Origin of the sequence: Rossellomorea sp. GCM10028870, assembly GCF_042666755.1 — a bacterium.
In the GTDB taxonomy this organism is placed as follows: Bacteria; Bacillota; Bacilli; order Bacillales; family Bacillaceae_B; genus Rossellomorea.
On record NZ_JBHTGN010000001.1, the window covers coordinates 949,009 to 968,727 of the forward strand.

Sequence of the window (19,719 nt, forward strand, 5' to 3'; positions counted from 1 at the left end):
CAGGAACAAAGGGGACTTACTTATTAGTGACAATTAATTCAGCAGCTTCCATTAAGTTAGTAAACATGTAATCGGCGTTATATAGAGGGGAGGGCCCGTCTGCAAGTAAGATAGTAGTGCATCCCGCTTTGCGGCCAGCTTCAATATCTACATCGCGATCACCTACCATATATGATCGGGCAGTATCTAAATCGTACTTTTTGGCTAAGTCCAAAATCATCCCAGCTTCAGGCTTTCTGCATTCACAACCCTCGTGCGGCTTGTGAGTACAACAAGAAACTTCTTGAATGAATCCACCAGCCTTTTCAATTTCCTTCACCATATAATCGTGTATGGAATCAAGTTGTTCATGAGAGAGATATCCTAACCCAACTCCACCCTGGTTGGTGACGACGAAAATCAGAAAGTTGGAGTCAGTCAATAATTTAATCGCTTCAAGAACTCCCTGCAGGAAATAAAATTGATCTGATGTATTAACAAATGTCACTCTCTCGGTTTTCACCTCATTGATTACTCCATCACGATCGAGAAAAACAGCTTTTTTCATCAGCAAACCTCCTCATTCGATCTTTTTCTCTAAAATATCCTTATTGTGTGTCGCTTTTTGCGGTTTCCGAGGAAATAATGACAGAGTATTCTGTCATTTATGGAAAGCAATGAACGTATACTTATCAATGAAATCTTACCACAGATTCTTTACAAAAATAAATAAGGGGAGTAGGACTTATCCTACAGATAAACAAACAGGAATAGGGACGGACCTTTGAAAGGTCCGTCCCTATCTATTATAGTTTTTGAATAAAAGCGACTTTAAGGTAATCACTCTGTTTGTATTGACTGAGGGTTTTAAAGTCTTCTGGCAGAGTGTATTCTTCCAGTATTTTGTATTTACCATTGGTTTCTTTAAAGGCTGCTTCAATAAAGCTTTTGAATTTTTTCATATTAAATGTACTACAATTAGTGGATGCCACAATGGTACCGTTTTTTTCAGTAATGGCAATCGCTTCCTTTAACAAATCTTTATAATCCTTTGCAGCACTGAATGTATGTTTCTTTGAGCGGGCAAAGCTTGGTGGATCAAGAATCACAAGATCAAAGGAGAGTTCTTTTTTTACGGCATATTTAAAGTACTTAAAGACATCTTCCACAATGATGTTTTGTGCTTCATAATCAATCCCGTTTATACTGAATTGTTCAATCGTTTTGCTTAGACTGCGATTAGCAAGGTCTACACTGGTGGTCAGAGATGCACCACCGAGTGCAGCGAAAACAGAAAATGCTCCTGTGTAAGAGAACGTATTTAATACCCGTTTTCCTTCAGAATAAGAGTCGCGAATTCGTTTGCGCACTTCACGTTGATCAAGGAAAACCCCTACCATGGCCCCGTCATTTAAATAGATGGCAAATTGAACGCCATTTTCTTTGACGAGAAGGGGGAATGAAGGACGGTTTCCTTCAACGAAATCATCTTCATCCACATATTTCCCTTCCTGTGCAAACCGCTTTTTTTGATAAATCCCTTTGAAATCCGTTAATTCTCTTAACGATTGCATAACCTCTTCGTGGAATGAATAGGCTCCTTTAGAATACCATTGAACGAGATAGTATCCATCAAAGTAGTCAATGGTGATGCCCCCGAAACCATCTCCTTCACCATTAAATACCCGAAATGCTGTAGTATCTTCACTATAGAAGAAGTGAAGTCGTTGATTGATTGCAGCGTGAAGTTTTTTAAAGATAAAGTCTTTATCAATTTCTTCTTGTTCTTTCCAGCTCAGAAGCCAGCCGATCCCTTTGTTCTGAATTCCGAAGTAGCCTTTTGCAATAAAGGTATTCTTATTGTCAACAAGCTTAAAAATTTCTCCGTCTTCTACATGCTCAATTGATGATGTCACATTTTCTTTATTTATGAGGGGAAAACCTTTCTGGAATTGTTGTATGTATTTAGGGTTTGCTTTAATGATTCTTTCTTTTGTCATTCTACTCATCCTAACCTTGAGGTTTAGTCTTGTGTAGTATAGAACGTAAAAGAATTTTACGCAACTGCACAGAAAAAAACTTCCGTATCAGAATAGAAACTCTATTTGAGTACGGAAGTGAAAATTTCCCTTATTTACTCCATAGGTAATCTCCAACAAGACGGTCTACTTTAATCGTTTCATGTAAGCCGCTATGAGAAATAGATGGATCATAAACGATCTTGGATTGAAAATGACTTTCTTCAAATAGTGATTGACTGCCCATAGCACTTTGAACATTTACCACATCATCACCTGATCCTGCGATGGATAATACATGTATATATGAAGGGATTAAATGGCGATTCATAAATAAATCTTTCAATGCCCGTGATTCTGGTTTTAAGTCAATAACAGCTGCGCCTGTATTAATCTGGTCATAAGATTCCTTGGTAACGCCAAGGAAAGGTGTAGCAATCGTAATAAATTTATGGGTCTTCGGAACAAATGAGTTATCCCTTGTATTTAGAATATATTTAGTTGAAGCAAGCCCACCCATGGAGTGTCCTACGATATTTACGTTTGAAACGTCAAATTGGTGGTACAAGAGCTTCATTGCATTCTCTAACCAAATTGCTTGCTTCTCTAATGATGCACGGTTATCTTCAAAGATGACTTGAACGAGAGGAGGTGAAGTGGGATTTGTGGAAAGAGATCCTTTATACACTACACTGCCATTCTCAGATACATAAATCTCCAACGTTTTTTGACCCCAGCCATGCTGGTTTTCAAATCGTTCTAACATCGTTCTGAAAGAATTGTATGTACCTTTGTACCCGTGTACAAAGACGGTAGGATATTTTTCTTCAGCTGTTAAAGGCTTTTCACTGGATTGTACATTTGTAGTGCGAAATATGATATATAAAGTGAAGAAAGTGAAGATTATGCCACTCCACAAAAACGAATGTTTATGATTGATTGACAAGGAAACCGCTCCTTTAAAAAGGTATACTTCTATTGTAAAGTATTCGTGAAGTATTGAATATGTTAAAAAAGAAATTTATTTGTCATATTATATGTAACTTTTACCAATAATGCGGCAGTATTTAAATGTGTACGTCCTAATGTCGTATGTGGAAGTCGAAATTGTATGATGACATTAAAAAAAGGCTTAAATGAAGCATTTAAGCCTTAACCTTATTCTCCCTTGGAAATCAAAATTTTAAACCCAATCACCAGCTTTGAAAATAGGTTCGATCGTCCCGTCTTCCTTTTGGCCGTCGATATCTAACTGATCCGATCCTATCATGAAATCTACATGTATCATGCTTTCGTTAAAACCTACTTCCCGTAACTGTTCAGCCGTCATACTATTACCATCTTCTACACAGACGGATAAGGCTCTCCCCAGCGCTATATGACAAGAAGCATTTTCATCAAAAAGTGTGTTATTGAAGACAATGTTTGTATTAGAAATAGGGGAGTTGTGGGGAACTAATGCCACTTCTCCTAAATAGGAAGACCCTTCATCTGTTTGTAGTAGATTTTTTAAGGTTTCATACCCTTCCTCGGCTGTGAAATCTACGACTTTTCCCTCTTTAAACGTTAGTGAAAAGTTCTTAATTAACGTACCGCTATAGTTAAGTGGCTTCGTGCTTGAAACTACCCCGTTCACACCATGTTTAACCGGAATTGTAAACACTTCTTCCGTTGGTAGATTAGGAACAAAGGGAATTCCCTGATCATTTGTGAACTGGGCACTGATCCATTTCGTTTGAGGATGGAATTCAATTGTAAGATCTGTTCCAGGTCCTTTATAATGAAGCTTTTTATAATTGTTTTGGTTTAAACGGTCGGCGTTCTTATTGAGGTTACTAATATGTGTTTCCCATAAGGCAACTGTATTCTCTTTATCTGTTCTTGTTGTATAAAAAATGTTTTCCCATAGTTTATCAATTGCTTCTTCTTGAGAAAGTTCCGGGAAAACGGTATGAGCCCATTCGACTGTAGGGAACGCAGCTATTAACCAGCTTATTTTCCCCCCGCCTATATATGCAGAAAAATCTTTCATGGCTTCCGCTGATGTTCTATTTAATATAGCAACCCTTTTAGCATTTGTATCTCTTAAAAGGGAAGGATTTGGTGCTGCCAAATTCAGGAGAGCCACATTATTTTCTGCCATCTCGATATATCCTTTTGCTTTCCAATCAGGAAACACTCTCAATCCTTCCTCAGAAGAATTCTCTAAGCGGATTTTCTTTAACTCTTCATCGTAGAAGTCCGTTAATACATTTAAAACCCCGGCTTCATATGCCTTCTCAGTAACAAGGCGAACAAACTTGTACGCTGTAACAGGTGCGGAGATCAATAGTTCCTGATCCTTTTGCAGGTTTAGTCCTACCTGTACGATTAAATCTGCATATCTCTCTAATTTTTTTTCAAATGCATGATTCATCTGAAATCCCCCTTAATATGTATTCAATACTAACTATATCTCTTTATTCAGAAAATTTCATTGATAATGTTTATGAAGTACTTAATGAAGAGATGGAATTGAGTTGACTAGGTCCTGAGGAAGTACGGGCGTGCCGAGACCATTGAAGCGAAACTGAGTAGGCTCGGCCGAACGCTAGCTGCCAGCGGGGCAGTTCCCCCCACCATCCAGCACACGCTAATTGACAGGGCCTTGCAGAGCGTATGTTAAAAAGCAACAATCTTTTGCAAAAAAAGCGAAATAAAAATAGAAAAAGGACTGGCCTGGATTAGGCTAGTCCTGTATTATTTTATAGTTTACTAGAGAATGGCGGGAACTCTTCTTCATTGACATTGATTACGACAATACCGGAGAGTGCCATAGCAGTCAGGCTGGTGATTAGTAATAACTTTTTCAACTTTTTCATCATTTCACCTCCTATAAAGTTAACATTTCTTCATAAATGACATTCGCTTCATTTAGATGAAATGCTGCATGTTTATATTTTCTAATCCCCTGGTAATACTGACCAAGGAATTTAGAATACTCAGCATATAATAGATGGGAGCCGCTCTTTTTAAAAAAGGGCAGTGTATACTCCTTCATAAACGTTTCAAAACCTTGTGGGAAATCATTTAAAGCAAACTGATAATAAGATAATTGATAGAATTTATCCGGGTACTTTTGTTTAGAGCAAAGATGTAATCCTTTAGGTAACCAGAAACGCACCTCTGAAAATTGGTTTTTTTTATAATATTCTTTGACCAGAGAGAGAATGGAGTATAACTTTCCTTCTTCGTCTGAATCTTTCAATTCAATGCTTCGCAAATAATGCTGAATGGCTTCTTCACTCTTATTCATAAATGATTTCAAATACCCTAGGTTCTGCTCCACCTTGGAATTTAATGACGTATAGTTTATGGAATGTGAAATGAAATTGGCCCACTCATAATGCTTCATTGCTTCTTCACTATAACGTATACGCCGATAGCAAATCCCTAAAATCAAATGTACCTCAGCGCATCTTTTCTGGTAGTAGACGCCCTGGAAAATGGAAAGTGCCTTCTCTCCATAAAAGATTGCTAAACGGTACGTGCCTAAGCGGGTCAAGACTAAGCTGAATAAATAATATAAATCTGCCCGTTCCTCTTCATTAATCACATTACCAAGTACATAGTAGGTTTCAGCTTCTTTCAGTTCTCCTTGGGCTTTATCGTACTCTTCAATCAAATAATAGTAATTCCCTTTGTATTTGTGATAATAGAATTTAAGCGTATCTGAGAGTTCTTTATAATTGGCTTGGATCTGTATCATATGCTCAAAAGCTTTCTGAAGGCTCCCTTTAATTAAATGGACACGGAAGCAAAGGATCTTATGGAATAAATGAGGAGTGAGGTCATCCGATTGTTCAAGTTCCTTCTTAATGACCTTATTGATGGACTCAGCTTCCTCTGTTTTATTCCACAGCAATGCATGGTTCCAGTTTTCTAGAAGTTTGTTCAAATGGTTTGGGTTATCAAGCAGATTATTTACACCTAATCGCTCACAGAGCAGATTAATTATGTCATTTGACGGAGAAACTTGATTGTTTTCCAGTTTGGAAAGATATGATACGGAAATAATCCCTTTTGATAAATCTTCTTGTGTTAAATTCCGTTTAAGTCTGTGAAAGCGGATTTTAGAACCGATTGTCATATGATCCTTCTCCTCTGACTGGGCTTTAATAACTCATTACTTTCATGTAAATGAGCTATTAAAATAGTAACATATTAAAAGGATGAATGTTTTGAATATTCCTATAATTATATTTTTTATGGGTATTTTGTATGGTGTTTCATTCCTGATTCTGATATTGAGGGAACATGCAGAATGAAATGTGAGAAACTTTTCCTCTTTCCAGTGGGGTGAGGCAGATATTGGGGTGGAGTGGAAGGGGAGGAGACCCTTCCACCATTTTTCCTATTCTTTGTGATTCAGTTGTTTACCGTGATGTGGATGTGGATGCCATCTCATCATGTAGTCATTTTCTTTCAATTTTTGATACTTAGCTTCCATCATTTTAAGTACGTTGTCTCCCTGTTCTTTTGAGAAGACGCCATATTCTACATATTTGTTCACAAGTTCTTTTTTGGTTGAATACATTTGTTCATGCAACTTGGCAAGCTCCGTTTTTTGTTCTTCAGTAAGGTTTACCTTAGGCGTTTGTGGCTCACCTTCTGCTGCTGCAAATGTACCGACAGTAAGACTAATCATGAAGACAGCTAAAATAGATGTGACCATTTTTTTCATATTATTCACTCCTTTCCAATGTTTCTCTCATATTCTTTGCCGAATACTCGCAGAATATGTAGGAATAGACGAATATGAAGGGTACATGATAGGGTAAAGATAATTAGGTATAGGAAAGGTGGCTGAAAAATGATTAAACAATTTTTGTCCAGTATAGGGATAGGACATGTAAAAGTGGATACAATTGTGCACAAAACTGAAATTTCTCCTGGGGATTCGATTGAAGGGGAAGTCGTTTTAGTCGGGGGAATGGCCGATCAGCCTATTAATGAAATTCAGTTATTGCTTTTAGAGAAATATGAGGAGGATAAAAAAGATAGTGATTTTTCCTATCATGAAAAAGATTTGGACACGATTATCCTAGATAAGATCGGTACAATCCGTGCGGGTGAAGAAAAGAGAATCTCTTTTATATTTCCTACATCTTCCGATCATCCCAAAACATCGGATTCCAACAAAACCATATTAAGAACCACAGTAGACATACCCCAAGCGGTAGATCCCACAGATGAAGATAGCATATACGTCGTATAACCTTAAGGCAGATTCTATTATTGAATCTGTCTTTTTATTTAGTTCTAAGACCGAATAAGAGTAAATGTTCTCATTGAAATCCATAAAAACCCAATGTAAAATGTAGTAAGCGTATACATTCTAAAAATTCAGATATTTGAATGTATACAACTTATAATAAAAAGGAGGAATTTGATGGGTGGAATATGGTTGGCGGTAATAGGAGGGCTTGTTTTTTTAGTTGGGTATAAATATTATTCCAAGCTTATTGCTGAGCGGGTGTACCGTCTGGATCCCAATTATGTGACGCCGGCACACCAATATAAAGATGGTGTCGATTTCGTCCCAACGAATAAGTTTGTTCTGTGGGGTCACCATTTTACTTCTGTAGCGGGGGCGGCTCCGATTGTAGGACCTGCAATCGCCGTTTACTGGGGATGGCTTCCAGCATTTCTTTGGGTCATATTAGGAACAGTATTTGCAGCCGGGGTGCATGATTTTGGAACGTTGGTTCTTTCAGTTCGAAATAAAGGACAATCCGTCGGTTCATTAGCCAATAAGTTAATAGGGAAAAGAGCAAAAGTACTTTTTCTATTTATTATTTTAATTCTTGTGTTGATGGTGAACGCAGTTTTTGCCTGGGTAATTGCAAATCTGTTCATTACTTTCCCTGCTAGTGTCATTTCGGTGTTCATTCAGATTCCATTAGCAGTTTGGATTGGGTATTCGGTTTATAAGCGAAATGGCAGCATGTTGCTACCTTCAATCGTAGCACTGGCAGTCATGTATGCATCAGCTGTCATTGCCAGCCGGGTTGGATTTTTGCAAATAGATTTAGTTCGTTATTTCGGTGGTCAAGAGGCCACATCATTGTTTGGCTTGAGTTCAACAAGCATGGCTTTCCTGGTGTGGATCGTCATACTGATGATTTATGTCTACATAGCTTCAACTCTACCTGTTTGGAAGCTATTGCAGCCACGTGATTATATCAACTCCCATCAATTAATTGTTGGTTTAGGATTGTTATATCTTGGCCTCCTGTTTACAAATCCTGAAATTACAGCACCAATGACGAACGGAGCTGCAGATGTTTCCTGGTTCCCGTTACTATTTATCACAATTGCCTGCGGTGCGATTTCCGGGTTTCACGGCCTGGTTTCTTCTGGTACATCGTCAAAACAGTTGGACAAAGAAACGGATGCACGCTTTGTAGGATATTTAGGTGCTGTTGGGGAGGGGGCACTGGCATTGATTGCGATCATTGCATGTATAACATTTTTCCCGAACGTGGAAGAATTCCAAGCCACTTACAGCGGTTTTGCTGCAGCAAGTGGTGCCGGTTTGGGTGTCTTCATTCAAGGAGCCGGACAACTTGCTACAGGTGTTGGAATTCCGGCGGATATCGCAGCTACGATTGTTTCAGTGATCATTGTGAGCTTCGCAGCAACAACATTGGACTCCTCTGTTCGACTGATGCGTTATATCATTGCCGAGTTGGGAGAAGAGTACAACGTAAATCCTTTAACAAATGCTCATGTTGCAACGACGATTGCCGTCGTTTCAAGTGCAGCCTTAACTTTATTACCTCAAGGCCCTAAAGGATTCGGGTCAGGTGGATACCTGCTATGGCCGCTTTTTGGTACTTCGAATCAATTGCTTGCAGGAATCAGTTTACTTCTCATTACCATCTGGCTAAAGCGTCAAGGAAGGAATTATATAGCTACCTTAATTCCAATGGTATTCCTTATGTTCATGACCTTATGGGCGATGATTAACCAAGTCGTGTTTGAATGGTCAGGTGTCGGTGAATCAGAAGGGAATATGCTGCTCTTTATCTTTGGAAGTATCATTCTGATTTTCACCTTGTGGATCCTTATTACTGCTGCATCTTCACTGTCTAAAAAGGGAGATGACCCTTCACAGTTCTCTGCTTAGTTATAAGATAAGGGTGACTCGTGCTCGAGTCCCCTTTTTCTACATCCTTTTGAAGGGGGGAATATGTATGGTAGAAGTCCTGATGATTCGCTCAGAGCTTGAAGTAGGCATGGGGTGATGTGGTGGAGTAAGTGGTGACGGGTTCATCACAATGAAACATGATTTCTCTCATCATCACCACGAAAGAAGTTCCCTTGGAAAACTTTATTGTGAAACAAGTGAAAAATATCGGGAGGCCGTGTCCATTCTATACTGCGACCCTAGAAATCTCTTGGCCATCATCTATTATTTGGTGAGGCAGGTGAGAAGAAAGCATATACCTCTATATAAAGCTTTTTTTTACCTTCTCTTCTCAATTAAAAGACAAGCTATTTTCATTAATGGTCATTATCTACAAGATAATCTAAATTATCATGCCACATTACAGAGACATCTTTAAGGAGGGGAGCACGAATGGATTCGTCTATGAAAGAAAAGTTCAAAAGAATCATACAGCTTTACGATGACATGATTCGCCTTCCTCATAAAACGGAAATTGCAAGGGAATTAAGAGATGAGGATGATTTATTCTTATTATTGCTCTATTCAGATATGCTAGGCCTGCCGAATCCCGTTTTTTATTACACATTGGAACTTTATCCGTATATAATAGAGAAATTTCATGATTGGCATTTAAGAATGGGAATGGAGCACTCACCCTTGGATGGCATCAGATGTTGTTGAAGTAAAGTGAGGGGGATATGTACATGAATGAATTACAACACCAGAAAATTCTTTTTGTAGGAGGAAAAGGAGGAGTAGGAAAATCAACATCTGCCTCTGCTTTAGCCGTAATGTTTGCGAATATGGGGAAGAAGACGTTAATCATTTCAACGGATCCTGCTCATAATTTAGGTGATATCTTCCATCAAGAGATCATGGAATATAAAACGCGATTACTTGAAAATCTATGGGGAATAGAAATAAACCCACACATCGAAACACAGCGATATATCAACGGAGTGAAACGGAATTTAAAGGGAATGGTTAAATCAAAAATGGTGAATGAGGTACACCGTCAAATTGATATGGCTGCCTCGGCACCCGGGGCAGAAGAAGCTGCATTATTTGATCGGATGGTTTCCATCATTCTCGAAGAAGGAAATGAGTTCGATAAAATCATCTTTGACACAGCCCCTACAGGCCACACAATCCGACTATTATCCCTTCCCGAATTGATGGGAGTATGGATGGACGGGATGCTTGAAAGGCGAAAGAAAACAAATAAGAATTATTCACAACTATTAAATGATGGGGAGCCGGTCGAAGATCCCATTTATGATGTGCTGCAAAGGCGTCGTGAAAAGTTCTCAAAAGTACGGGGGATTCTTCTGGATCAAAAAAGAACAGGATTCATTTTCGTACTCATTCCCGAAAGGCTCCCGATACTTGAAACTGAGAAGGCCATTGAAATGATGTCCAATCACGGATTGAATATAGGGGGACTGATCATAAATAAGATCCTGCCCATTCAGGCGGATGGAGAGTTCTTGGAAAAAAGGAAAGAGCAGGAAAAGCTATATTTAAAGATGATGATGGAGAAGTTTACAAACCAAACGTTATATCGGATTCCACTACTAGAAGAAGATATCTGTTCAATCCGGCATCTTGAAAATTTTGTAGACCATCTACAAAAAGAAGTTTTTTTAGGTGAACGAAGCATTTAGCATACATATGAACTCTTCAACCAATGACCGTTAGGCTATTTCCTCTAACGGTCATTTTTATTTTTCAGAAGGGATAAATCATTTTTTGTCGAAAGAGTGTAATGAAAACATTGGACTAAGGGAGTGATACCCATGAGGAATAGTGACATGAAGCATTTACCGGGAATTCTCCCGTTGAAGAAAAGAGAAGAAACACAGAATCGTTGGCTATTTCACCGACTTAATACCCTTTTACCTTCGTTAATGAAAAAACATCATCTAGATATGTGGATTATTGCGGGCAGGGAGTATAATGAAGATCCTGTCCTGAAGACGCTTTATCCATCATCAATAGACAGTTCAAGAAGATTGACGATCCTGGTGTTCTTCCTCGACGGAAATCAACAGGTAAAAAGATGGGTACTGCACCCCAATCCGAACTTTGAGCCGTTTTATGAACGGGTATGGAATCCCGAAGATTGTGATCAATGGGAGTGCCTCAAACGACTAGTAGAAGATCATGACCCTGATACAATTGCGTTAAACTATTCCACTACCTTTGCCGCAGGGGATGGTTTAAGTCATTCGTTTTACCAACATTTGGGGATGTTACTAGATGAGTACACTCATAAATTTGTATCTGCCCAACACATCATAGTTGATTGGCTATCAATGAGGACATCGAAAGAACTCATCGCCTATCCTTCAATAGCGGAGCTGGCGCGGCAAATAGCAGCAGAAGCTTTATCGGGAGCGGTGATTCATCCAGGTATCACAACGACTGAAGATGTAGTCGATTGGATAAGGCAACGCGTCTTGGATTTAGGAATGGAAACGTCATTTTACCCTACGGTCGATTTACAAAGAAAAGGTGCTGATATGGATCGATTAGAGGGGGAAATCATACGATGTGGAGACATTGTCCATTTGGATTTTGGTATTCGTTATCTTGGTTTAGCGACAGACACTCAGCAGCTTGCTTACGTTCTCTATCCAGGCGAAGAAGACGCTCCTGAAGGAATTCAATCAGCGTTACAGTCAGCCTTAAGGTTTGAGGATATTGTATCAGAAGAAATGAGAGTGGGTAGAACAGGAAACGAAGTGTTTCAGCGGGTAATGAAAAAGGCAAGCGATGAGGGGATTGAGGCGATGCTTTATTCTCACCCCTTAGGAAACCACTGTCATGAAGCAGGGGCCATAATGGGATTATATGATCAACAAAGAGATATCCCGATAAAAGGCGACCTGCCACTAACAGCAAATACCTGCTATGCTATGGAGTTCAACATCAAGCAATACATTCCTGAATGGAATCAGATTGTGCCGATCTATCTGGAGGAACCTGTCGCTATTATTCAAAATCGAGTCGAATACATGGCAAAAAGGCAAGTGTCCTTTTATCTTATATAATGAAGTGAATGGATGATAGGTTATTGACTAAGGAGCTTGAGTACAGTGAGAATCGTACTCAAGTTCTTTTTTCATTGTGGCTGCATGGCCTGTCATTCCGAAACGATCATAATAATTTCTACAATCATCCATTCCCTTTAATAAAATTGTTGATTATTCCTTGACTTTATACCTAACGGGGTATATTATTGTAATTGTAGCAAGAAACAACAAGCCAACAGGAGGTGTCTTTATGGAATACAATTCACAAGTTCAGAATCGAATTAAACGTGTTGAAGGGCAGCTCCGTGGAATCGTAAGAATGATGGAGCAAGGGGAAGATTGTAAAGACGTTATTACACAACTTTCCGCAGCAAAAACAGCTCTTGACCGTTCCGTAGGCTTAATTGTCAGTATGAATCTTGTTGAATGCGTAAGGGATTCACAAGAGACTGGTGAAAATACGGAAGACCTTGTAAAAGAAGCTGTGAATTTATTAGTTAAGAGTCGATAAAGAAAAGAGTTGACATCTTTTTTTATATCATATAATATACCCTTATGGGTATTAAAACCAATCATTCTTAGGAGGAATTATTAATGAACGCAGATAAAGTACTAGATGCTAAAGGATTAGCTTGTCCAATGCCGATTGTGAAAACAAGAAAGGCAATAAAAGAAATTGAAGCTGGTCAAATTTTAGAGGTTCAAACAACGGATAAAGGAGCTAAAAGTGACCTGACAGCCTGGGCTAAATCTACAGGACATGAATTGCTCGATTCAAATGAAGAAAATGATGTATTTACATTCTGGATTAAAAAAGTTTAAATTTTTTTAAGGGGATCAATACCCCTTACAGTAAATAGGAGGAGATACAATGACTGAAAGAAAAACAACCAATATTATTCTCTTTAGTGGAGATTACGATAAAGCGATGGCTGCATATATCATTGCGAACGGGGCTGCAGCTTATGATCATGACGTAACCATTTTCCATACATTCTGGGGACTGAATGCTTTAAGAAAAGAAGAGATGGTGCCTGTGAAAAAAGGATTTATGGAGAAAATATTTGGGGGGATGATGCCTCGTGGTGCAGATAAACTAGGATTATCAAACATGAATTTCATGGGCATGGGCCCTAAAATGATCAAAGGTGTTATGAAGAAGCATAATGCTATGCCTTTACATGATTTAATTGATATGGCAAGGGAACAAGAAATCAAATTGGTTGCGTGTACCATGACAATGGATTTATTAGGATTACACAAAGACGAATTATTAGAGGAAATCGAGTATGCTGGAGTAGCTGCGTATTTAGCGGATGCTGAAAATGGTAACGTGAACCTATTCATCTAATTTTTTTTTGCAATGAAATATACCCTATAAGGTAATTGGAGGTTTTATATATGAACATGATTGAATCAAATTTCGTATTGGATGCAAAGGGATTAGCTTGTCCAATGCCGATTGTAAAAACAAAAAAGGCCATGAATAACCTGGAAGCAGGCCAAGTGATTGAAGTTCAGGCAACAGACAAAGGATCAATGGCCGATCTTCAAGCGTGGGCAAAAAGTTCCGGGCACGATTATCTCGGAACCATTGAAGAAGGAGATGTTCTGAAACATTTTGTCCGCAAATCAAGCGGGGAAGAGACTGTAGAGCGTAAACATGAGTCAGTAACAGATAATGAAACATTGTCTACTAAACTAGGCGATGAAAATATCGTCGTACTGGATGTCCGTGAAAAGGCGGAATATGCATTCAAACATATTCCAGGCTCGATTTCAATGCCACTTGGAGAACTGGAAACCCGAGTGGATGAACTTAATAAAGACAAGGATATTTATGTAGTATGCCGTACAGGAAACAGAAGCGACATGGCGGCGCAACTATTAGCTGAAAAAGGGTTTCTTAATGTAATCAATGTAGTTCCAGGTATGATCGATTGGACTGGAGACGTTGAATCGAACGTGAAGTAAGAAGATACCACAAATACAGGGAGGTTAAATGAATGGCAGTTAAACCAATGAATTCAAAAGAAGTAGCACAAAAAGTAATGAAAAAAGAAGATTTATTCATTTTAGATGTACGTAATGAAGATGCCTTTGAAGATTGGAAAATTGAAGGTGAAAAATTTGAATATCTGAACATCCCATACTTCGACCTTTTAGATGGTGTAGAAGAAATAATGAATCAACTTCCGACGGATAAAGACGTTCTTGTCGTGTGTGCGAAAGAAGGTTCTTCTATGATGGTAGCGGAAATGCTCTCGGATGAAGGGAAAGATGTTTCTTACCTTGAAGGCGGAATGAAAGCTTGGAGCGAACATTTGGAGCCTGTCAGAGTGGGTGAATTAACAAATGGCGGAGAGCTTTATCAATTTGTTCGTTTAGGTAAAGGTTGTCTATCCTATATGGTCGTGTCAAATGGTGAAGCAGCGATCGTCGATGCTACTCGTATGACTGATATCTTTATCGATTTTGCAAAAGAAAAAGGCGCAACGATTACAAATGTATTCGATACTCACTTGCATGCCGATCATATTTCTGGAGGACGTAACATTGCAGAAGCAACAAATGCTACCTATTGGTTACCTCCTAAAGATGCTGAAGAAGTTACCTTTGAGTATGCAGCACTTGAAGAGGGGAATAAAGTCGTGATTGGAAATACAACGATAGATATCACAGCTCTCTACTCACCGGGGCATACAATCGGTTCAACGTCATTTGTCATTGATGGAAAGTATTTATTATCAGGTGACATTCTATTTGTGGACAGTATTGGACGTCCGGATCTTGCCGGGAAAGCAGAAGATTGGGTAGCTGATCTTAGAGAAAGTCTATACAAACGATATAAAGACCTTTCTATGGAGCTTACCGTTTTACCGGCTCATTTTATGATTATTGAGGAATTGAATGAAGATGGATCTGTAGGTGAAAAGCTGGGAACATTATTTGCAAAAAACCATGGTTTAAATATCGAGAGCGAAGAAGAATTCAGAAAGCTGGTATCTGAAAACCTTCCACCTCAGCCAAACGCGTATCAAGAAATTCGTGAAACAAACATCGGTAAAGTAACTCCGGATGAAGAGAAACAGCGTGAGATGGAAATTGGACCAAACCGTTGTGCTGTTCGTTAATCTATCGTACAAATCTAAACAAATAATCAAAATGGGAACCTGCTAAAGAGGTTCCTGTTTTACTAGAAGAGGAGGAACTACACGATGGATTTGGCCTTTATTATTACGATCTTTCTAATCGGATTTGTCGGCTCTTATATATCAGGAATGGTAGGTATCGGGGGGAGCATAATTAAATATCCCATGCTCCTTTATATTCCACCAATGCTTGGAGTAGCAACATTCACTGCACACGAAGTTTCAGGTATTAGCGCAGTTCAAGTATTCTTTGCCACACTTGGTGGGGTTTGGGCTTACCGTAAAGGAGGCTATCTTAATAAAACTCTTATCACATACATGGGAGTGAGTATTTTAATCGGTAGCTTCATTGGCGGGTACGGATCTAAATTCATGAGTGAAGCTGGAATAAATATTGTGTATGGAATACTTGCATTAATTGCAGCTATCATGATGTTCATCCCAAAAAAAGGAATAGATGATGTAAAACTCGAGGACGTTACATTTAACAAATGGTTATCTGCAACACTAGCTTTGATCGTTGGTATTGGAGCAGGCATCGTTGGTGCTGCCGGAGCTTTCCTGTTGGTTCCGATCATGCTTGTTGTTCTTAAAATTCCGACAAGAATGACGATTGCCTCATCCCTGGCAATTACGTTGATATCTTCAATTGGATCAACGATTGGTAAGATATCGACGGGTCAAGTGGACTATTTACCCGCTATGATCATGGTGGTAGCTAGTTTGATTGCATCTCCACTGGGCGCTATGGCAGGAAAGAAAATGAATACAAAGATTCTTCAAATGATTTTAGCCGTTTTAATCCTGGCTACAGCGATTAAAATCTGGCTCGATATACTATAAAACTATTTAAGCTTAGTTCTTATTTACATTGCATCTTCGCTTTAAAAGAAGATTTGTTGTGAACAGAACTAAGCTCTTTTTTGTGTTGTAGATCCGTGGTTGTTATAATATTTAACAAAAAGTCATTGTAACTTTCATCTGGAATTGTGCGTCTAATCAATTGCTAGAAATAAGACTCTGGATGGATGAACATATTCAATGACACTAGTACAATGGATGAATGGAACAGCTCTATTATCCATCCAACATGAAAAGGGAGAATGATTTATGAAAAAATTGATTGGTATTGCCTTACTGTTTTCACTAATGGTGGGCCTCATTCAGCCGGCATCGGCGGCAGATAATGATAAAGAAAGCATTAATGAAAAATTCGGATTACCTATCGTCGTTTATGGAGAAACACTTACTAATGAACAAAAGAAAGAGGTTCAGGCTCAATTAGGAATTGAAGAGGGAACAGAAGTAGAAGAGTTTATGGCAACAGGCGAAGACTTGGTGAAGTATATTGACGGTGAAAACCGAAATGCCCGTATGTTCTCCTCTGCCATGATTACACGAAAAGATAAAGGTGAAGGTTTAAAGGTTAATATTGTGACGCCCGGGAATATCACGGAAGTGACGAATTCTATGTATTCTAATGCTCTTTTAACTGCGGGGGTTGAGAACGCAGTAGTAGATGTAGCTTCTCCTGTAAAGGTAAGCGGACACTCTGCATTGGTGGGAATCTATAAAGCGTATGATGTCAGTGGGGAGAAGCTTGATACAGTCCGCATGGAGGTAGCCAACGAGGAGTTAACCGTAGCGACAGAACTTGCTAAAGAAGCCGGGATTGATAAGGAAGAGGTTAGCGAACTGTTAACTGAAATCAAGAAGGAAATAGCCGAACAAGATCCAGCTACGAAAGAAGAAGTTGAAAAAATCGTCGAAGAAAAGCTCCAAACCCTGAACATCGAGCTCAGCCCGGAGGATCGCCAGCTATTAATCGACCTGTTTGAAAAAATGAGGTCACTTGATATAAATTTTGATAATGTTCAACAACAATTGGACGACTTAACGAAAGATATCCAAACTACCATTAAAGACATTGTGAATGATGAAGGTTTTGGTCAAAAAGTGTCGGACTTCTTTACCGGCTTGTTAGAGGCCATCGCTAATTTCTTTAAGTCAATAAAAAATCTATTTGGGTGATGGACTATTTGTATGCAGCATAACGAGAAGACTGAGTCAGCACGTGACTCAGTCTTTTTCGTTATATTTCAAGCAAAGGGAACCTTAGATACACTGTTGTTCCTTTGCCTTCTTCACTATCTATTGACAAAGAACCTTGATGTTTATGCATGATTTCTTTCGCTATTGATAAACCGAGACCGTATCCTCCCGTATTCCTGGTTCTCGACAAATCCGATCGGAAAAATCTTTCCCCGATTTGAGACAAAGATTCTGCTGGAATCCCAATTCCGGCATCTTCGATTTTCACCACAGCCATTCCATCTTCCTCATAGGATTGAATGATTATCCGACTCTGTTCAGGAGAATATTTCAATGCATTATCAAAAATATTATAAAACACCTGCATAACCCGGTTGGGATCCCCATTAATGATCGATTCTTCATTTAACTGATGTTGCACATCAATTTTTTTGTTTTCGGCATGAGGCTGAATGAGTGTTAAAGAATCCATTATGAACTGAGAGAGAACAATCGGTTCAATATCTAAAGAAAAAGAGGCATCCTCCAATTTATTTAATTCCAGTAGCTCTGTAATTAATTTCTGCATCCGTATCGTTTCTTTTTGAATCAGGTGCAGGCTTTCTTCCATTTCTTCAGGATTCGTTTGTACCCTGTCAGTCAATGCCTTTGCATATCCTCCAATATAAGTAAGGGGGGTCCTTAATTCATGCGCAACATTCGAAAGAAACTGACGTTTTCGTTCTTCTTGATGTTGAAGTGAGTCGACCATACTATTGAATGTTAGTGCAAGCTCCGCCATTTCATCTTTAGAGGTGACATTGAGCCTGTCCGAAAAATCCCCTTTGGCTACTTTATTCGAAAACAGCTGCATTTCCCGGACAGGTTTAAATAATGACCCTAAAGAAGATTGAATGATTAGGAACAGTACAAAATAAAACATTACCCCAGTGAGGACCAATATAGGAATCCCCTTGCTAAAGACCTCCGTCATTTCAGCCAGGGGGATATAAATAAGTAAATACCCCATTAATCTTTCTTCATTCATTAGAGGAAAGATCGCTCCAATCACATTCCGATCAAACTCTTCTACATATCCTTCTTTCATTACCCGATGACCTTTGATCAATTCACTTTTGTCATCGTTATTGATGAGAGGCTTTTGGTCAATAAGATAGGGGAAACTTTTTGTTAAGTCGTCAAGGTTCTCGACAACAGACACTTCATAAGGGGAAATTACGTTATACCAAAGAATTTTATCCCTTACACTTCCGCTTACGTCACCGTAGTGATAGTGAGCAGCTGTTCTTTGTCCTTGATAAAGCAGTGACTCCTTAACCGTGCCAATATATAAATCTTTGTAGAGAAAATGAATAAAAAGAAAGGAAAAGACAATGGTTAAAAATAAGCTGCTTAATAATAGAAGAGAAACTTTTTTATTGAGAGTCAGGGTTGCGTTTTTCAAGCTGATCCCTCGAACTTATAGCCAAGGCCCCACACGGTTTCAATCAAATGGCCGTAGCTCTTTAATTTAAGTCGTAATGTTTTAATATGGGTGTCGACTGTACGATCACTGCCTTCATAGTCACTTCCCCATATTTGATCGAGCAGCTGGTCCCTCTTATACACCCTGCCTTGATTACGGGCAAGGAACAAAAAAAGTTCATATTCCTTTAAGGTCAATCGAGGTGAAAGTTCACCAACGGATACAGTTCTGGATGCTAAATTAAATGACACTGGCCCATACCGCTCAATCATCGACTGTTGACTGGATTGAGTTCCGTAAGATCTTCTCAGAATCGTTTCGATTCGTGCAACAAGTTCTTCGGCGTTAAACGGTTTAACCATATAATCGTCACTTCCCAGCTTAAGTCCCTTCACCTTGTCTAAATCATCGCCCTTTGCAGAAAGGAAGATAAAGGGGATTTGACTGGTTTCCCTAACCTCTTTTAGCAACTGATAACCATCCATGAAGGGCATCATAATATCCACAACCATGATATCCACATGTGTTTTCTTCAGTTGATCAAGAGCAGCGAGACCATTCTCTGCTTCTAAACAGAAATAATGATCCCTTTTTAAATATAGTTTGATTAGCTGTCTCATTTCAGGTTCATCATCTACAATTAAGACATTCCATTTTTTCAACGTAAATCACTCCCGTCCATTAACATAGGCAATTGCTGAGTTTTATTATAGTCGCAATTAGTGAATTTTTTATGATATAAGGTTTATTTCCACATATCTTCAGTTTTCACCATTTTAGCATGAAATACAGGAAGGGATTAAGA

Annotated in this window: 20 protein-coding genes; 12 read left to right on the forward strand and 8 right to left on the reverse strand. The window is 38.9% G+C overall.

Features of this window, described 5'->3' with window-relative positions:
• Nucleotides 1-16: 16 nt before the first annotated feature.
• The 6 genes from ACFQWC_RS04975 to ACFQWC_RS05000 all read right to left on the reverse strand — a co-directional run bounded on the left by ACFQWC_RS04975 (nucleotide 17) and on the right by ACFQWC_RS05000 (nucleotide 6,720).
• Nucleotides 17-547: a D-glycero-alpha-D-manno-heptose-1,7-bisphosphate 7-phosphatase gene (locus tag ACFQWC_RS04975; protein ID WP_299737356.1), complete on the reverse strand. Its 531-nt coding sequence runs from the start codon at nucleotides 545-547 to the stop codon at nucleotides 17-19.
• Nucleotides 548-785: 238 nt separating this feature from the next.
• A complete protein-coding gene (locus tag ACFQWC_RS04980; protein ID WP_377106305.1) occupies nucleotides 786-1,979 on the reverse strand; it encodes a class I SAM-dependent rRNA methyltransferase in 1,194 nt (397 codons plus the stop codon).
• Between the two features lie 130 nt (nucleotides 1,980-2,109).
• On the reverse strand, nucleotides 2,110-2,943 hold the full coding sequence (locus tag ACFQWC_RS04985) for an alpha/beta hydrolase (protein WP_299737353.1): 834 nt from the start codon (nucleotides 2,941-2,943) through the stop codon (nucleotides 2,110-2,112).
• Nucleotides 2,944-3,180: 237 nt separating this feature from the next.
• Nucleotides 3,181-4,413, reverse strand: a complete 1,233-nt coding sequence (locus ACFQWC_RS04990; protein WP_299737351.1) for an aminopeptidase — start codon at nucleotides 4,411-4,413, stop codon at nucleotides 3,181-3,183.
• 456 nt (nucleotides 4,414-4,869) lie between these two features.
• Nucleotides 4,870-6,126, reverse strand: coding sequence for a helix-turn-helix transcriptional regulator (locus ACFQWC_RS04995; protein WP_299737349.1), 1,257 nt, complete (start codon nucleotides 6,124-6,126; stop codon nucleotides 4,870-4,872).
• 264 nt (nucleotides 6,127-6,390) lie between these two features.
• The gene (locus ACFQWC_RS05000; protein WP_299737347.1) at nucleotides 6,391-6,720 is read right to left on the reverse strand and encodes a YckD family protein; all 330 of its coding nucleotides are present in this window, start codon (nucleotides 6,718-6,720) and stop codon (nucleotides 6,391-6,393) included.
• Between the two features lie 129 nt (nucleotides 6,721-6,849).
• Here ACFQWC_RS05000 and ACFQWC_RS05005 point away from each other — a divergent pair, with 129 nt between their 5' ends.
• The 12 genes from ACFQWC_RS05005 to ACFQWC_RS05060 all read left to right on the forward strand — a co-directional run bounded on the left by ACFQWC_RS05005 (nucleotide 6,850) and on the right by ACFQWC_RS05060 (nucleotide 17,428).
• The gene (locus ACFQWC_RS05005; RefSeq protein ID WP_299737344.1) at nucleotides 6,850-7,254 is read left to right on the forward strand and encodes a sporulation protein; all 405 of its coding nucleotides are present in this window, start codon (nucleotides 6,850-6,852) and stop codon (nucleotides 7,252-7,254) included.
• Nucleotides 7,255-7,428: 174 nt separating this feature from the next.
• Nucleotides 7,429-9,168, forward strand: a complete 1,740-nt coding sequence (locus ACFQWC_RS05010) for a carbon starvation CstA family protein (RefSeq protein ID WP_299737342.1) — start codon at nucleotides 7,429-7,431, stop codon at nucleotides 9,166-9,168.
• Nucleotides 9,169-9,633: 465 nt separating this feature from the next.
• Nucleotides 9,634-9,891 (forward strand): cory-CC-star protein, encoded by a 258-nt coding sequence (locus tag ACFQWC_RS05015; protein WP_299739558.1) that lies wholly within the window; start codon nucleotides 9,634-9,636, stop codon nucleotides 9,889-9,891.
• A gap of 23 nt (nucleotides 9,892-9,914) precedes the next feature.
• A complete protein-coding gene (locus ACFQWC_RS05020; protein WP_377106309.1) occupies nucleotides 9,915-10,874 on the forward strand; it encodes an ArsA family ATPase in 960 nt (319 codons plus the stop codon).
• A gap of 132 nt (nucleotides 10,875-11,006) precedes the next feature.
• On the forward strand, nucleotides 11,007-12,263 hold the full coding sequence (locus ACFQWC_RS05025; RefSeq protein WP_377106311.1) for a M24 family metallopeptidase: 1,257 nt from the start codon (nucleotides 11,007-11,009) through the stop codon (nucleotides 12,261-12,263).
• A gap of 232 nt (nucleotides 12,264-12,495) precedes the next feature.
• Entirely contained in the window at nucleotides 12,496-12,756 is a 261-nt protein-coding gene (locus tag ACFQWC_RS05030) for a metal-sensitive transcriptional regulator (protein WP_299737336.1), read from the forward strand.
• A gap of 83 nt (nucleotides 12,757-12,839) precedes the next feature.
• Nucleotides 12,840-13,067 (forward strand): sulfurtransferase TusA family protein, encoded by a 228-nt coding sequence (locus ACFQWC_RS05035; RefSeq protein WP_299737334.1) that lies wholly within the window; start codon nucleotides 12,840-12,842, stop codon nucleotides 13,065-13,067.
• 49 nt (nucleotides 13,068-13,116) lie between these two features.
• Complete coding sequence (locus ACFQWC_RS05040) at nucleotides 13,117-13,596, forward strand: DsrE/DsrF/DrsH-like family protein (protein ID WP_377106314.1); 480 nt, start codon at nucleotides 13,117-13,119, stop codon at nucleotides 13,594-13,596.
• Between the two features lie 50 nt (nucleotides 13,597-13,646).
• Nucleotides 13,647-14,219 (forward strand): sulfurtransferase TusA family protein, encoded by a 573-nt coding sequence (locus tag ACFQWC_RS05045; RefSeq protein WP_377106316.1) that lies wholly within the window; start codon nucleotides 13,647-13,649, stop codon nucleotides 14,217-14,219.
• Nucleotides 14,220-14,251: 32 nt separating this feature from the next.
• Nucleotides 14,252-15,379, forward strand: coding sequence for an MBL fold metallo-hydrolase (locus ACFQWC_RS05050; protein WP_377106318.1), 1,128 nt, complete (start codon nucleotides 14,252-14,254; stop codon nucleotides 15,377-15,379).
• Nucleotides 15,380-15,463: 84 nt separating this feature from the next.
• Entirely contained in the window at nucleotides 15,464-16,240 is a 777-nt protein-coding gene (locus ACFQWC_RS05055; RefSeq protein ID WP_341356444.1) for a sulfite exporter TauE/SafE family protein, read from the forward strand.
• Between the two features lie 267 nt (nucleotides 16,241-16,507).
• A complete protein-coding gene (locus tag ACFQWC_RS05060; RefSeq protein ID WP_299737324.1) occupies nucleotides 16,508-17,428 on the forward strand; it encodes a DUF1002 domain-containing protein in 921 nt (306 codons plus the stop codon).
• Nucleotides 17,429-17,489: 61 nt separating this feature from the next.
• On the opposite strand, the gene ACFQWC_RS05065 is transcribed toward ACFQWC_RS05060, so the two are convergent.
• A complete protein-coding gene (locus ACFQWC_RS05065) occupies nucleotides 17,490-18,893 on the reverse strand; it encodes a sensor histidine kinase (protein ID WP_377106320.1) in 1,404 nt (467 codons plus the stop codon).
• A complete protein-coding gene (locus ACFQWC_RS05070; protein WP_299737319.1) occupies nucleotides 18,890-19,576 on the reverse strand; it encodes a response regulator transcription factor in 687 nt (228 codons plus the stop codon). The genes ACFQWC_RS05065 and ACFQWC_RS05070 overlap by 4 nt, the downstream gene beginning before the upstream one ends.
• Nucleotides 19,577-19,719: the final 143 nt, after the last annotated feature.

What these genes read in the sequence shown, in the direction of transcription:
- ACFQWC_RS04990 (WP_299737351.1), bottom strand. Translation starts at nt 4,413, where the DNA reads ATGAATCATGCATTTGAAAAAAAATTAGAGAGATATGCAGATTTAATC.
- ACFQWC_RS05020 (WP_377106309.1), top strand. Translation starts at nt 9,915, where the DNA reads ATGAATGAATTACAACACCAGAAAATTCTTTTTGTAGGAGGAAAAGGA.
- ACFQWC_RS05055 (WP_341356444.1), top strand. Translation starts at nt 15,464, where the DNA reads ATGGATTTGGCCTTTATTATTACGATCTTTCTAATCGGATTTGTCGGC.
- ACFQWC_RS05005 (WP_299737344.1), top strand. Translation starts at nt 6,850, where the DNA reads ATGATTAAACAATTTTTGTCCAGTATAGGGATAGGACATGTAAAAGTG.
- ACFQWC_RS05050 (WP_377106318.1), top strand. Translation starts at nt 14,252, where the DNA reads ATGGCAGTTAAACCAATGAATTCAAAAGAAGTAGCACAAAAAGTAATG.
- ACFQWC_RS04995 (WP_299737349.1), bottom strand. Translation starts at nt 6,126, where the DNA reads ATGACAATCGGTTCTAAAATCCGCTTTCACAGACTTAAACGGAATTTA.
- ACFQWC_RS05000 (WP_299737347.1), bottom strand. Translation starts at nt 6,720, where the DNA reads ATGAAAAAAATGGTCACATCTATTTTAGCTGTCTTCATGATTAGTCTT.
- ACFQWC_RS05060 (WP_299737324.1), top strand. Translation starts at nt 16,508, where the DNA reads ATGAAAAAATTGATTGGTATTGCCTTACTGTTTTCACTAATGGTGGGC.
- ACFQWC_RS05025 (WP_377106311.1), top strand. Translation starts at nt 11,007, where the DNA reads ATGAGGAATAGTGACATGAAGCATTTACCGGGAATTCTCCCGTTGAAG.
- ACFQWC_RS05015 (WP_299739558.1), top strand. Translation starts at nt 9,634, where the DNA reads ATGAAAGAAAAGTTCAAAAGAATCATACAGCTTTACGATGACATGATT.
- ACFQWC_RS05010 (WP_299737342.1), top strand. Translation starts at nt 7,429, where the DNA reads ATGGGTGGAATATGGTTGGCGGTAATAGGAGGGCTTGTTTTTTTAGTT.
- ACFQWC_RS05035 (WP_299737334.1), top strand. Translation starts at nt 12,840, where the DNA reads ATGAACGCAGATAAAGTACTAGATGCTAAAGGATTAGCTTGTCCAATG.
- ACFQWC_RS04980 (WP_377106305.1), bottom strand. Translation starts at nt 1,979, where the DNA reads ATGACAAAAGAAAGAATCATTAAAGCAAACCCTAAATACATACAACAA.
- ACFQWC_RS05040 (WP_377106314.1), top strand. Translation starts at nt 13,117, where the DNA reads ATGACTGAAAGAAAAACAACCAATATTATTCTCTTTAGTGGAGATTAC.
- ACFQWC_RS05030 (WP_299737336.1), top strand. Translation starts at nt 12,496, where the DNA reads ATGGAATACAATTCACAAGTTCAGAATCGAATTAAACGTGTTGAAGGG.
- ACFQWC_RS04975 (WP_299737356.1), bottom strand. Translation starts at nt 547, where the DNA reads ATGAAAAAAGCTGTTTTTCTCGATCGTGATGGAGTAATCAATGAGGTG.
- ACFQWC_RS05045 (WP_377106316.1), top strand. Translation starts at nt 13,647, where the DNA reads ATGAACATGATTGAATCAAATTTCGTATTGGATGCAAAGGGATTAGCT.